Source organism: Actinosynnema sp. NPDC037264, assembly GCF_055603705.1.
Map to the genome: position 1 here is coordinate 28,627 of NZ_JBVJVK010000067.1, position 13,161 is coordinate 41,787.

15 protein-coding genes are annotated in these 13,161 nt (G+C 73.3%); 10 read left to right on the forward strand and 5 right to left on the reverse strand.

Annotated elements, in window-relative coordinates; genetic code table 11:
* Positions 1 to 46: 46 nt before the first annotated feature.
* Entirely contained in the window at positions 47 to 793 is a 747-nt protein-coding gene (locus ACZ7GX_RS39160) for a TetR/AcrR family transcriptional regulator (RefSeq protein ID WP_498784710.1), read from the reverse strand.
* Positions 794 to 895: 102 nt separating this feature from the next.
* Between ACZ7GX_RS39160 and ACZ7GX_RS39165 the strand changes: the two genes are divergently transcribed.
* The 3 genes from ACZ7GX_RS39165 to fxsT all read left to right on the forward strand — a co-directional run bounded on the left by ACZ7GX_RS39165 (position 896) and on the right by fxsT (position 5,097).
* A complete protein-coding gene (locus tag ACZ7GX_RS39165) occupies positions 896 to 1,819 on the forward strand; it encodes an ATP-binding cassette domain-containing protein (protein WP_498784712.1) in 924 nt (307 codons plus the stop codon).
* Positions 1,816 to 2,574, forward strand: a complete 759-nt coding sequence (locus ACZ7GX_RS39170; protein ID WP_498784714.1) for an ABC transporter permease — start codon at positions 1,816 to 1,818, stop codon at positions 2,572 to 2,574. The genes ACZ7GX_RS39165 and ACZ7GX_RS39170 overlap by 4 nt, the downstream gene beginning before the upstream one ends.
* A 150-nt stretch (positions 2,575 to 2,724) precedes the next feature.
* Entirely contained in the window at positions 2,725 to 5,097 is a 2,373-nt protein-coding gene (fxsT, locus tag ACZ7GX_RS39175; protein WP_498784716.1) for an FxSxx-COOH system tetratricopeptide repeat protein, read from the forward strand.
* A gap of 4 nt (positions 5,098 to 5,101) precedes the next feature.
* On the opposite strand, the gene ACZ7GX_RS39180 is transcribed toward fxsT, so the two are convergent.
* Positions 5,102 to 5,617, reverse strand: coding sequence for an ArsR/SmtB family transcription factor (locus tag ACZ7GX_RS39180; protein WP_498784718.1), 516 nt, complete (start codon positions 5,615 to 5,617; stop codon positions 5,102 to 5,104).
* Between the two features lie 73 nt (positions 5,618 to 5,690).
* On the opposite strand from ACZ7GX_RS39180, the gene ACZ7GX_RS39185 reads away from it, so the two are divergent.
* Positions 5,691 to 6,917: an MFS transporter gene (locus ACZ7GX_RS39185; protein ID WP_498784720.1), complete on the forward strand. Its 1,227-nt coding sequence runs from the start codon at positions 5,691 to 5,693 to the stop codon at positions 6,915 to 6,917.
* Positions 6,918 to 6,932: 15 nt separating this feature from the next.
* Here ACZ7GX_RS39185 and ACZ7GX_RS39190 read toward each other — a convergent pair whose 3' ends face one another.
* Both ACZ7GX_RS39190 and ACZ7GX_RS39195 read right to left on the reverse strand, forming a co-directional pair.
* Positions 6,933 to 7,295 carry a MerR family transcriptional regulator gene (locus ACZ7GX_RS39190; protein ID WP_498784722.1) on the reverse strand — a complete coding sequence of 121 codons (363 nt, stop codon included), beginning with the start codon at positions 7,293 to 7,295 and terminating at the stop codon, positions 6,933 to 6,935.
* A gap of 101 nt (positions 7,296 to 7,396) precedes the next feature.
* Positions 7,397 to 8,302: a MerR family transcriptional regulator gene (locus tag ACZ7GX_RS39195; protein ID WP_498784724.1), complete on the reverse strand. Its 906-nt coding sequence runs from the start codon at positions 8,300 to 8,302 to the stop codon at positions 7,397 to 7,399.
* A gap of 163 nt (positions 8,303 to 8,465) precedes the next feature.
* Here ACZ7GX_RS39195 and ACZ7GX_RS39200 point away from each other — a divergent pair, with 163 nt between their 5' ends.
* Positions 8,466 to 8,957, forward strand: coding sequence for a hypothetical protein (locus tag ACZ7GX_RS39200; protein ID WP_498784726.1), 492 nt, complete (start codon positions 8,466 to 8,468; stop codon positions 8,955 to 8,957).
* Between the two features lie 6 nt (positions 8,958 to 8,963).
* Here ACZ7GX_RS39200 and ACZ7GX_RS39205 read toward each other — a convergent pair whose 3' ends face one another.
* Positions 8,964 to 9,596: a TetR/AcrR family transcriptional regulator gene (locus ACZ7GX_RS39205; protein ID WP_498784728.1), complete on the reverse strand. Its 633-nt coding sequence runs from the start codon at positions 9,594 to 9,596 to the stop codon at positions 8,964 to 8,966.
* A gap of 26 nt (positions 9,597 to 9,622) precedes the next feature.
* Here ACZ7GX_RS39205 and ACZ7GX_RS39210 point away from each other — a divergent pair, with 26 nt between their 5' ends.
* From ACZ7GX_RS39210 to ACZ7GX_RS39230, 5 genes are all read left to right on the forward strand, one after another.
* Positions 9,623 to 10,324: a hypothetical protein gene (locus ACZ7GX_RS39210; protein WP_498784730.1), complete on the forward strand. Its 702-nt coding sequence runs from the start codon at positions 9,623 to 9,625 to the stop codon at positions 10,322 to 10,324.
* A gap of 87 nt (positions 10,325 to 10,411) precedes the next feature.
* Positions 10,412 to 10,858: an SRPBCC domain-containing protein gene (locus ACZ7GX_RS39215; protein ID WP_498784732.1), complete on the forward strand. Its 447-nt coding sequence runs from the start codon at positions 10,412 to 10,414 to the stop codon at positions 10,856 to 10,858.
* Positions 10,855 to 11,190, forward strand: a complete 336-nt coding sequence (locus tag ACZ7GX_RS39220) for an ArsR/SmtB family transcription factor (protein WP_498784734.1) — start codon at positions 10,855 to 10,857, stop codon at positions 11,188 to 11,190. Before ACZ7GX_RS39215 ends, ACZ7GX_RS39220 begins: the two co-directional genes overlap by 4 nt.
* Positions 11,191 to 11,281: 91 nt before the next feature.
* Positions 11,282 to 12,676, forward strand: a complete 1,395-nt coding sequence (locus ACZ7GX_RS39225) for an MFS transporter (RefSeq protein WP_498784736.1) — start codon at positions 11,282 to 11,284, stop codon at positions 12,674 to 12,676.
* 32 nt (positions 12,677 to 12,708) lie between these two features.
* Positions 12,709 to 13,059: a VOC family protein gene (locus ACZ7GX_RS39230; protein WP_498784738.1), complete on the forward strand. Its 351-nt coding sequence runs from the start codon at positions 12,709 to 12,711 to the stop codon at positions 13,057 to 13,059.
* Positions 13,060 to 13,161 lie beyond the last annotated feature (102 nt).

Genomic DNA, 13,161 nt, shown 5'->3' on the forward strand with positions numbered 1-13,161 from the left:
GGGGGGGTAGCCGTCTGAGGGGCCCCCACCCGCCCCCGCGCCGCCATCACCCCCGGCGGGCCAGGTACGCGGCCACGCCGTCGAGGTAGAGGTCGAGGCCGAACCGGAAGTCGGCGTCCACGTCCTGCTCGTCGTAGAGGTTGGGGTGGTCGAACACGCCGGCGTCGACCACGCGGCCGAGGGCCGGCAGCCGCCGCGGGTCGACCACCTGGCGCAGCGCCCGCGCGTAGGACGGTCCGAACACCTCGGGGTTCTCCCGGAAGCTCTCCGCCAGTTCCGTGGTCAACCGCATCTCGCCGTGCACGAACGTCAGCAGGCCCATCACCACGGTGACCTTCTCGCCCTCGTCCAGCGGCGTGTCGGCGAGCGTGCCGAGCGCGCTGTCGAACCACGCCAGGTTCTTCGGCCCGAGCGGCGGTCCGGACAGCGGGATCCGGGCGTACCAGGGGTGCCGGCGGAACGTGGCCAGCACGGTGGTCGCCCACAGCGTCAGCCCGGCGCGCCAGTCGGTGGCCGGCGGCATCGGCGGCGGCTCCTCCAGCGCGGCGTCGGACATCAGCTTGAGCAGCTCGTCCTTGCTCTTCACGTGCCGGTAGAGCGCCATCGTGGCGTTGCCGAGCTGCTGCGCGACCCGGGCCATGGACACCGCGCCGAGCCCTTCGGTGTCGGCCACCTCGATGGCGGCCCGGGTGATCTCGGCGACCGACAACGACGGCTTGCGGCCACGTCTCGGCGTCTCGCGCAGACCCCACAGCAGGGCAACGTCCGCTGGTAGCTCGAACTCCTCGGCCATCCATCACCCTCTCGTCACGCTGCCGGCCAGTCTAGGGCTACCGGAATTAACTGCGTATGAGCTACGCTCTTTAGCGTATCTAGTACACAAAAGGGGGCAGTGATGATCGTCGAGGCGACGGGCCTGCGCAAGGCGTACGGGTCGACCGCGGTGCTGGACGGGATAGACCTGGAGGTCGCCGAGGGGTCGGTCTTCGCGTTGCTCGGTCCCAACGGCGCGGGCAAGACGACCACCATCCGGATCCTGTCCACGCTGTCGCGCCCGGACGGCGGCCGGTTGCGGGTGGCCGGGTTCGACGTCGTGCGCGAACCGGCCAAGGTGCGCGACGTGATCAGCCTGACGGGCCAGTACGCGGCCGTGGACGCCGAGCAGACCGGCCGGGAGAACCTGGTCCTGGTCGGCAGGCTCATGCACCTGGGCCGGGGGAGGGCGAAGGCGCGCGCGGCCGAGCTGCTGGAGCGGTTCGACCTCGTCGACGCGGGCGACCGCCGGGTCAAGACCTACTCCGGCGGCATGCGCCGACGCCTCGACCTGGCGATGAGCCTGGTCGCCCGGCCGAAGGTGATCTTCCTGGACGAGCCGACCACCGGCCTCGACCCGGCCAGTCGCACGGGGATGTGGGACGCCATCCGCGACCTGGTCCGCACCGGCACCACGATCTTCCTCACCACCCAGTACCTGGAGGAGGCCGACCGCCTCGCGGACCGGATCATGGTGCTGGACAAGGGGAAGGTCGCCGCGCACGGCACCGCGGACGACCTCAAGGCCAGGGTCGGCGGCCACCGGCTGGAGCTCCGCTTCACCTCGGGCGCGGCGCTCGACGTCGCGGCGGCGCGGCTCGGCGGCTTCGCCGACCGCGAGCGGCTCGTGCTCGGCGTCCCGTCCGACGGCACGGCCGCGCACCTGCACGCGGTGCTGGACGACCTGCGCGCCGCGGTCGCCGTCCCGGCGCAGGTCTCCTCGCACCGCCCGACCCTCGACGACGTCTTCCTCGCCCTGACCGCCCGTGAAGGAGTGCCCGCATGAGCCACGCGATCGCCGATTCGATGACGATGATCGGCCGCAGCATCCGGCTCGGCAGGCGCAACGTCGACACGCTGATCATGTCCGTCGTCCTGCCGCTGCTGATGATGGCGCTGTTCGTGTACGTCTTCGGCGGCGCGATCAACACCGGCACCGGGTACATCAACTACGTGGTGCCCGGCATCGTCCTGCTGTGCACGGGTTACGGCGCGGCGGCCACCGCGATGTCCGTGGCCCACGACATAAACAGCGGGATGATCGACCGCCTGCGCTCCATGCCGATCCGCGGCTTCGCCGTGCTGACCGGGCACGTCACGGCCAGCGTCGCCCGCAACGCCCTGTCCACCACGATCGTGGTCGGCGCGGCGGTCGCGATGGGCTTCCGCCCGTCCGCGTCACCGCTGGAGTGGGCGGCCGCGGTCGGATTGCTGCTGCTCTACGTGCTGGCGCTGTCGTGGCTGGCGGCGGGCCTGGGCGCGGTGGCGAAGTCGGTCGAGTCGGCCAGCGCGTTGAGCTTCTTCATGCTGTTCCTGCCGTACCTGAGCAGCGCGTTCGTGCCGACGCACACCATGCCGCCGTTCTTGAGGGGCATCAGCGAGCACCAGCCGATCACGCCGGTCATCGAGACCGTGCGCGGCCTGCTCACCGGCACCCCGATCGGCGACCAGGGTTGGCTGGCGACGGCGTGGTCGGCCGGCCTGCTGGTGGCGTCGTTCGTCCTGGCCAACGCCCTCTACCGGCGGCGCGTCAACGACTGAGCGAACGCCCGCGCGGGCGAGGTGACTGTCCACTTCGGACTCGACCGGTCGGGGCGCCGGCCCGCGGGAACGGTCGAGCGCGGCTCGTCCGCGACCGGGCCGGCAACCGCCACGCCGCCGGCGGTGCCGCCCGGCCGTTAGCATCGCCGCATGCCGGACGACGCCGGGGTGCCGCGCAGGGTGTTCATCAGCCACACCTCCGAGCTGCGCCGCTACCCGGCGGGCACGTCGTTCGTGGCCGCCGTCGAGTCCGCGATCACCCGTGCGGGCGACGTCGTGGCGGACATGCGGTACTTCGCCGCCCGGGACGAGCAGCCGGCGCAGGTGTGCCGGGACGCGGTGGCCGCCGCGGACGTCTACGTGCTGCTGGCGGGTTTCCGCTACGGCTCGCCGGTGCGCGGCCGGCCGGAGCTGTCCTACACCGAGCTGGAGTACGAGGCCGCGGGTGACGCGGGCCTGCCGCGCCTGGTCTTCCTGCTGGACGAGGACGCGGAAGGCCCGGCGGGCCTGTTCCGCGACCCGCGGCACGGCGCGCGCCAGGAGGACTTCCGCCGACGCCTGCGCGACAGCGGCGTCACCGCGGCCACCGTCTCGTCACCGGCCGAGGCGGAAACCGCCGTCTACCAGGCGTTGACCGAACTGGGCCGGCCACGGCGCCGATCCGCCCGCGTCTGGAGCATCCCCGCCCGCCTGGCCCGCTTCACCGGCCGTGAGCGACTGCTGGACGACCTCCGCGCCGCGTTGTCGTCGCAGACGCCCACCGTGGTGCAGGCGGTGCACGGCATGGGCGGGGTCGGGAAGACCACCACGGCCCTCGAGTACGCCCACCGGCACGCCGACGAGTACGACATCGCCTGGTGGGTGCCTGCCGAAGCGCCGGAGCTGGTCCCGGACCGATTAGCCGAGCTGGCCAGGGCCCTGCGCCTGGCCGACAACGCCGACACCGCGGCCGTCGCGGTGGCCCGCCTGCTCGGCGAGCTCCGCACCCGCGACCGGTGGTTGATCGTCTTCGACAACGCCGAGGACCCGGCCGCGCTCACCGGGCACCTGCCCACCGGTCCCGGCCACGTCGTCATCACCTCCCGCAACCCCGACTGGGCCGACCTCGCGCACCCGCTCGGCGTGGCCGAGTTCACCAGGGCCGAGTCGGTCCGCCTGCTCCGCGACCGCGCGCCGCGGCTGACCGGGCCGGAGGCGGACCGGATCGCGGAGGCGTTGGGAGACCTGCCCCTGGCGGTCGACCAGGCCGCCGCGCTGCTGGCCGACACCACCCTCACCGCCGAGGCCTACCTCGACCTGCTCGCCGAGCGCGCCCACGACCTCCTGGCCCAAGGCCGCGCCTCGACGGCCGCCTCGTGGACGGTCGCGCTCGACCGCCTCGCCGACGACGACCCGGCCGCGCTCCAACTGCTCGCGCTGATCGCCTGGCTGGCGCCCGAACCGGTGCCGTCGACCCTGATCGCCGAGCACCACGAACTCCTGCCCGAGCCGCTGGCGTCCGTCGCCGCCGACCCCCTGGCGCTCGCCGCCACGCTGGCCACCATCCGCCGCCGGGCCATGGCCCGGGTGAGCCCGGACAGCGTGCACCTGCACCGGGTGCCGGCCGCGTTGTTGCGCACCGGCGCGGAGCCGGGCCTGGCCGCCGCCGCGTTCCGACTCGTGTACGAGGCCGCGCCGGAGAAGTCGACGGACGACCCGTCGGTGTGGCCCGCCTGGCGGCAACTCCTGTCGCACGTGCTGGTGGTCGTGGACCCCGCCCGGGACTTCGGCGTGGCGACCGGCCGGGTGCTGTGGCTGGTGCGGCAGGCGGCGGTGTACCTGCGCGGCCAGGGTGAGGCCCGCCAGGCGCTGCCCCTCTTCGAGCGCGCCCACCGCATCGCGCGCGAGGCGTACGGCGACGACGACCTGGTGACCCTGGCGGCGGTCGGCAACCTCGCCGGCTGCACCCACGACCTGGGTGAGCACCGACGTGCCCACGAGCTCCAGGAGGCCGCGCTGGCGCGCAGCAGGGTCGTGCTCGGCGAGGACCACCCGCAGACCCTCACATTCCTGAACGACCTCGCCGTCACGTCGTGGTCGATGGGCGAGGTCGAGCGCGCGCGTGAGCTGGGGGAGGAGGTGCTGGGGCGGCGGAAGCGGGTGCAGGGCGAGGACGACTTGGGCACGCTGGCCGCGGCGGCCAACCTCGCGGGCTTCCTCACCGCCACGGGGGATGTGGAGGCAGGGCTGGCGCTGCACGAGGACACCCTTGCGCGCCTGCGCCGTCTTCTGGGCGACGACCACCCCAGCACTTTCGAATCCGCGGCCAACCTGGCGAGCGAGTTGTACACATTGCGCGAGTTCGAGCGCGCTCGCGAGTTGTACGAGGCCTCGGTCGCGCGCATGCGGCGAGTGCTGGGCGAGCGCCACCCGCGGACGACGGCCACGGTCGTGAACCTGGTCGGCGTCCTGATCGCCCTGGGTGAGGTCGAGCGGGCCCGAGCCTGGTGGGACGAGTTCGGCCTCTCGGAGCGCTACCCCTGAGCGGCTACTCCTTCAGCCGGTGCACGACGACGATCCCGCCGTGCAGCGGCAGGTGGCGGCGTTCGTCGTCGGTGGCCACGTACTCGTCCAGCACGGCGCCGATGCGGCGGTCCAGCTCCACCACGTCCTCCGGCGACAGATGCAGCGCGAACCGCGCGTAGGTCCGCACCGACTCCGGCCCGGCCTCCCGCAGCTCCTCCTGGAACGCCTCCACCGGCGCCATGGTCGCGCCGCTGTCCACCAGCGGGCCGTCCAGCCACCACGACACCCCGGTCGAGCGGTAGGGCTTCTCCAGCGCGCCGCTCACGCCCGTGCGCACTTCGCCCGGCTCCAGGAACCCCGCCGCCGCGAGCTGCCGCACGTGGTACAGCACGGTTCCGGGGTCGCGCCCCAACCGCTCGGCCAGCTGCTTGTTGGTCAGCTCCTGTTGCGCGCACAGCCGCAGGATCCGCAGCCGCAACGGGTGGGCCAGCGCCTTCGTCTCCTCGACGGTCGCCGGACGCCGTCGCCGATCAGCCATGCCGCCCAACCTAACCGACCGGTGGGGAAACGAACCGATGGAGAAAACTCCATCGATGTGCGATCCTCCACCAATGGTCTCGCTCGGAAACGGCTTCTGGCGCCTCTGGACGTCCTCCGGCCTGTCGAACCTCGCCGACGGCACGTTCAAGGTCGTCCTGCCGCTGGTCGCCGTCCAGACCACCCGCGAGCCGACCCTCATCGCGGGCCTGGTGTTCGCGCTCACGCTGCCGTGGCTGGTCTTCGCGCTGCCGGCGGGCGCGCTGACCGACCGCCTCGACCGCCGCCGCACCATGATCAGGGCGAACCTCGCCAGGGCCGTGCTGCTGGCCGCGCTCGCCGCCGCGGTGGCGTCGGGCTGGGCGAACATCTGGCTGCTGTACGCCATCGCCTTCGCCGCCGGCACCGCCGAGACGCTCTACGACACCTCGGCGCAATCCCTGCTGCCCCAACTGGTCGACCGCGACCGGCTGCCCCGCGCCAACGCCCGCCTGTTCGCCGTCGAGCTCACCGCCAACGAGTTCGTCGGCCCGCCCGTCGCCGGGCTCCTGGTCGCCGCCGGCGCGGTGGCCGCCTTCGCCGCGCCCGCCGCGCTCTGGCTGGTGGCCCTGGCCGTCCTGTGGTCGGTCCGGGGCACGTTCAAGATCCACCGCGAGCACCGCACCACCCTGCGCGCCGACATCGCGGAAGGCCTGCGCTTCCTGCTGCGCCACCGCGTGCTGCGCGCCCTCGCCGTCATGGTCGGGCTCTTCAACGTCGCCGGCACCGCGTCGGGCGCGGTCTTCGTCCTCCACGCCGTCGGCCCGGGTTCGGCGATGGGCCTGACCGGGCAGCTGTTCGGCCTGCTCCTGGTCACCCCGGCGGTCGGCAGCCTGGTCGGCTCCCTGGCCGCCGAACGCGTGATCGCCAGGCTTGGCCGCGCGCGTTCGCTGGCGTCCGGGTTCGTCGCCGGCTCCCTGCTGGTCGCGGCGCCCGCCGTGACCACCGACCCGTACGTCGTCGCGGCGGCGTTCGCGGTGGCGGGCGGCGGGATCGCCGTGCTCAACGTGGTCGCGGTCTCGTTGCGGCAGCACGTGACGCCGGACCGCCTGCTCGGCCGGGCGAACAGCGCCTACCGCCTGGTCGCCTGGGGCACCATGCCGCTCGGCGCGGCGATCGGCGGCGTCCTGGCGGACGCGTTCGGCCTGCGCGCGGTCTTCGTGATCATGACGGCGGTGTCGCTCGCGACGCTCGTCGGCCTGTCCGCCACCAGCGACCGGAAGATCGACGCGGCCCTGGCGGCGCGGTCGTCGGCGCCGTAGCGGGCAGCGCCGTCGTCAGCGCCGGCCCGACGCCGCGTCGATCACCTCGTCCAGCACGTCCCGCGACCGCACCAGCTCACCGATCATCCGGTCGATGCGGTCGCGCTCGGCGGTGAGGTCGTCCACCAGTCGCGGCGTGGCGATCTCGGACGGCCCGCCGTCCGCGTCCCGCATGCACGGCAGCATCAGCGCGATCTTCTTGCTGGCCAGCCCGGCGGCGAACAGCTCCTGGATGCGGATGACCCGGTCGACCGCGCGTTCGGGGTACTCGCGGTGGCCGCCCGTGGTGCGGTCGCTCGTCAACAGCCCTTGCTGCTCGTAGTACCGCAACGAGCGCACGCTCACCCCGGTGCGCCGGGCCAGCTCGCCGATCCGCATGTCACACCCCAGGCGACTCGAAACTGACATTGATGTCAACTTCTACCGCAGTCGCACGACCGTGCACAACCGGCCTCTCCGACCCCGCGAGCAGGGCCGCACTACCCGACGCCGGCCACCTCGTGACCCAGGGCGCGGAGGAACCAGTCGAGCGCGGGCGCCGCGCTCTCCGGCGCCCGCCACCCGTTGATCACGGCCAGCAGTCGCACGTACCGCTCGCGGCGGGGGTCGTTCGCGGTCTCCAGCAACGCCGCCAACCGGTCGACCGGCACGTGCGGCACCCGGGCCAGGACCTCGGCGACGACCCGACCGGCCTCGGCCGACGTCGGCTCGACCCCGGCCGCCAACGCGCGCGCCACCGCGTCGCGGACCACCGCCGTCGGGTCGGGCCGCAGGCCCTCGCGCACCAGGACGAGGTGCTCGACCAGCCGCCGCAGGCACGCGCGGAAGTCCGGGTCCTGGGTGAGCCGCGCCAGCTCCACCCACGCCTCGACCTGCGCTACCTCCGGCTGCTCGGGCAGCTCCGGCGTCATGGACCGCATGATCCCCACGAACGCCGGGTCGTCCGCCACGTCGCCGAACGCGTGGTCGAGGAACTCGCCGACGAGCTGCCGGCGTCCGTCTTCGGAAAGCTTGGCCAGTCTGTGCATGAGACCCATCTCCTCGGGGCCGGCACCGCGCTCCGCCACGATCGTCAGCACCGCCCGGCGCAGTCGCAGCACGTCGATCCGCACCGCCAGCGCCTGCGCGTGCGCCGCCGCCACCTGCGCCACGGTGAGCTCCCGGTCCAGGACCCGCCGGATCGTGGGCAGGTCGAGTCCCAGCTCGCGCAACGTGCGCAGGAGGTCGAGGCGGGCCACGGCGTCGTGGTCGTAGAGCCGGTAACCGGCCGGGCTGCGACCGGTCGGCGGCACGATCCCCTCGTCGGAGTAGAACCGGATCGCCTTGACCGTCAGCCCGGTCCGCCGAGCCAGCTCACCGATCGGGAAGACCGCGTCGCCGTCCATGCCCACCACCCTCGTGCCTCCCCCTACCGGAGGCTCAAGGCTTTCACCGCGCCGGTCACGACCGGGCGTCGACGGGCCCGAGGGTGGCCGCCCCGGGTCCGATCGCGGGCCGGATCCTCCGAACGGCCCCGGGGGCGGCACTCGCGTCGGCATACTGTCGGCCATGATCGACACCGCGGCCATGGCCGGTTTCTTCGCCGCCCACGGCGTCTGGAGCGTCTCGGAGGGCGAAACCCTGATCCCGCTCATCGGCTACGAGCGGCCCGACGGCGAGCGCGGCATGGACCGCTACATGGTGGCGGACGACGTGGGTCGGTCCGTGCAAGCCGCCCAGGAAGCGTTGGAGGCAAACGAACACGGCGCCACGCGTGCCGTCCTGGTCGCCGACGCCTACCTCAACATGGACTGGGGCCGCACGGACGCGCTGATCGTGCGCGCGGTGGAACACGGCCTGACCCCGGGCGCGATGGAGCTGGCCGTCCCGTACTCCCCGCCGACGGACACCACGCCGTTCACGGTGTACCGCTTGCAGATCATCGAGGTCACGGGCTTCGCGGACCAGGACTACGACACGCTCGCCGACGCGTTCTTCAGCGGCGTCGACTCGCACGAGCAGGCGGCCGAGGTCTGGAACGCCCACCTCGACCAGTCCTGACCGCCCTCACCCGGCGAGGAGCTCCCGCGCCAGGGCCTCGCCCCACCACCGCTCCACCCGGTCGGGGCGCCAGGCCCGCTCGACGGTGAGCGTCGTGTACACGTCGATGTTGCACAGCGCCGCGTAGACGTCGACGGCCGACCGCACGTCCAAACCGGACCGCAGGGTGCCGTCCGGCCAGGACGAGAACACCTGCGCGCGGGTCTCGTCGCCACCCCGGCGGCCCTCCTCGTACGCCGCCGCCAGCGCGGGCTCCGTCCGGCCCGCCTCGCGCACGAGCGCGATGACGTCACCCGAGCGCTCGAACAGCCGCCGGTCGTAGGCCGCCATCGCGGCGAGCTGCCGCGCCGGACCGGCCGACGCGTCCTCCAGCACGCCCAGCGCCGCCGCCGGGTCGGCGGAGATGTCCGCCGCGTCGGCGACGGCCCGCACGAGCCCCGCCTTGTCGCCGTACGCCGCGTACACCGTGGGAACCGACACCTCCGCCTCCACGGCCACGGCCCGCACCGTCGTCGCCGCCCACCCCTGCGCGACGAAGAGCCTGCGCGCCGCACGCGCGATCTCGGCCCGCGTCTCGCGCGCCTGCGCGACCCGCCGCAACGAGTCGTACCGCCGCTTGCCCGTCTCGCCCACGCCCACCTCTTGATGCTAGCTATATTGATTATATGTCACGTAAAACCAAAGTGGTCGAACCGGCACCGACCAGCGCGTTCGGGCGCATCGCGGGCTTCTCCGGCCTCGGCTTCGCCGCCCTGATCGTCCTGGCCAACGCCATCATGGTGCCCACCGGCCTGCCGACGACCGGCGCGGACGCCGCCGACGTCATCGCCTACTTCCCGGCCAACCGGGGGGTGGTCGGCGTCGCGTCCGCCCTCACCCCGGCGGCCTGGGCGCTGTCCACCGTCTTCGCCGCGGGCGCGGTGGCGGCGCTGTGGCGGTCCGACCGCGGGCGCGGCGAGGCGTGGTCGCTGGTCGGGTTCGCCGGCGTGCTGCTGCAGAACGGCGCGTTCGCCGCCGTGACCGCACTCCGCCTGGCCGTGGCCGACGACCCCGGCGGCGCCCTGTGGTCCCTGCACGAAGCCCTGTTCACCCTGAACGGCGTGTTCCTGGCGCTGGCGCTGGTCGGCTTCTCCGTGGGCGGGCGGCACGCCGGCCTCATCCCGGCGTGGCACGCCGGGCTCGGCCTGCTGTCGGCCGCGTTGCTGTTCGCCTCGGCCACCCTGACCCCGCTCGTCGTCGACGGCCCGGGACCGCTCGGGCTCCTGGGCCTCGCCGGCTGGCTGCTGTGGGTGGCGTGGGTGGTCGCCTACTCCGCCGCCCTCATCCGCCGACGCGTGCCCGACGTCCGGCCGTCGCCCGTGCCGTGACGTCGTGCAACTGATGGGTTGCACAATTGCTGGGCGACGTGCAACTATCGGGTTGCACATAATGGCGGCAGCTGAAGGAGCCCTCTCATGAGCGAGGACCGGATCGAGCGCGACACGCTGATCGACGCCTCCGTCGAGCGCGTCTGGTCGCTGGTGTCCGCACCGGGCTTCTGGGTGGCCGACCCGGAGCGCCTCGAGGCCACCACCGCCGTCGAAGGCGAGTCGGTGGTGGCCAAGAACTCCGAGCACGGCGACTTCCCGGTGCGCGTGGTGAAGGTGGAGCCGCACACGTACATCGCGTACCGGTGGGCCCCGGCCTTCCCCGGTCAGGAGCTGACCGAGGGCAACAGCACCCTGGTGGAGTTCACGCTGTCCACCGAGGGCGACAAGACCCGCCTCACCGTGGTCGAGAGCGGGTTCGCCGCGCTGGCGGTCTCCGAGGACGTGCGCGCGCGGACGATCGACAACAACGCCGCCGGCTGGCCGCAGGTGCTCGACGCGTCGAGGAAGCGCGTCGAGGAGTCGGCTGTGTGACCGCGGAACCGGACGGCGCGGTGGAGGAGGTCGGCAACGTCCTCGTCGCGCTGGCCGACCCCACCCGCCGCCGCCTGCTCGACCTGCTCGTCGCGCACGACGCGGTCACCGCGACGACGCTCGCCGCGCGCCTGCCCGTCTCCCGGCAGGCGATCGTCAAGCACCTCGCCGTCCTGGACGCCGCCGGCCTCGTCGTCGGCCACCGGGTCGGACGCGAGGTGAGGTACTCGCTGCGCCCCGCCGGGCTGGACGCCACCACGCGGTGGATGTCCGCGCTGGCGACCGGCTGGGACCGCCGGTTGGCGGTCATCAAGCGGGCCGCCGAGGCGTGAGCACACCGGGCGCCGCGGTCCGGACCCGGTCCCGCCACGAACCCGGAACTCGTGGCCGCACCACGACAACCCTCAGGAAAGGGCACGCATCGTGACTGCCGAGACGTCCTCCCCGCCGCGGTTCAGCGGCAGGCAGCGGCTCGTCCTCCTCGTCCTGCTCGGCGCGGCCTTCGTCTTCGCCGCCGACTACTCGATCCTGAACGTCGCCCTGCCGCAGGTCGGCGCCGGCGTCGACATGGGCCTGACCCAGCTGCCGTGGATCGTGTCCGCGTACACGCTGCCCGCGGCCGGTTTCATGCTGCTGGCCGGTCGGTTGGCGGACCTGTTCGGCCGGCGCAGGCTGTTCCTCGCGGGCCAGGTCCTGCTGGCCGCGGCATCGCTGCTCGGCGGTCTCGCGACCAACCCGGAGGTGCTGCTGGCCGCCCGCGCGTTGCAGGGGCTCTCCACCGCCATGGCCATTCCGGCGGGACTGTCGCTCATCACGACGACGTTCCCCGAGGGCAAGGCGCGCGCCCGCGCCCTCGGCCTCAACGGCGCGATCCTCTCCGGCGGCTTCACCGCGGGCGCGCTGCTCGGCGGCGTCCTCGTCAGCCTGCTGAGCTGGCGGGCCGCGTTCTTCGTCAACATCCCGTTCGCCCTCGCCATCCTGATCGCCACGCCCCTGCTGATCGGCGAGAGCAGGACGCCGGACCGGCAGCGGCTCGACGTGCCGGGCGCGGTGACGGTCACCGGAGGTCTGCTGGCCGTGGTCTACGCGATCATCGAGAGCAGCCTCGTGGCCGCCGCCCTCGGCGTGGTGCTGCTGGGCGTCTTCTGGGTGGTCGAGTCGCGGTCGTCCGCGCCGCTGGCGCCGGTGCGCTTCCTCAGGAAGCACACGGTGCTGTGGGGCAACTACGCGGGTTTGGTGATCTTCTCCATGGAGACCGGCATGATCTTCCTGATGACGCTGCACCTCCAGGACGTGCTGGAGTTCAACCCGGTGATCACGGGTCTCGTCTTCGGCGTCCCGGGTCTCGCGGCCGTGTTCGCGGGTCCCGTCGCCGGTCGGCTCATCGGCAAGCACGGCGCCCGGAACGTCCTGACCACGGCGTTGGCCCTGCAGGCCCTGACGATCCTCCCGCTGGTGTTCCTCGGCGCGAGCCGGCTCGGGCCGGTGCTGCTGGTGCCGGCGCTGTTCCTCGGGTTCTTCGCGCACGTCGCGTGCATCGTGGCGTACACGGTGATCGGCACCTCGGGCCTGCCGGACGAGGAGCAGGGCCTGGCGACCGGCCTGACCTCGATGACGCAGCAGGTGGCCATCACCGTCGGCGCGCCGATCATGGTCGCGGTCGCCGCCACCCAGGCCGACCGGTTGGCGGGCACCCACCTCGCGCTCGGGGTGAACGTGGCGGTGACGCTCGTGAGCGTGGCCCTCATCCGGTTCGGGCTGCGCCCCCGTGCCGGGGAGAGCCGCACCCCGGCCCTGGCGACCGCGGCGGCGGCCTGACCACGACTTCCCGCGAACGAAGGAGATCCGACATGACGACGCTCAAGCCCGGCAGCGTGTTGCTCGGCACGACCCGGCCCGCCGAGCTGCGGGCGTGGTACACCAAGGCGTTGGCGCCGGGGTCCACCGGTGACGGCCCGATCGACCTGGGCGGCTTCCTGCTCGTCGTCGACGGTCGGGAGGACGTCGAGGCGAAGAACCACGAGCCGGGTCGCGTGATCATGAACTTCCACGTCGACGACTTCGACGCCGCGCAAGCCCAGCTGGACGCGGCCGGCGTGGAGTGGATCTCGATCGCGGACCGGGAGGCGGGCAGGTTCGGCACGTTCGCCGACCCGGACGGCAACCACCTCCAGATCATCATGTGGAAGAAGGACGCCTGAGCGCGGACGTGGGGGGGGGGGGGGGGGGGGGGGGGGGGGGGGGGGGGGGGGGGGGGGGGGGGGGGGGGGGGGGGGGGGGGGGGGGGGGGGGGGGGGGGGGGG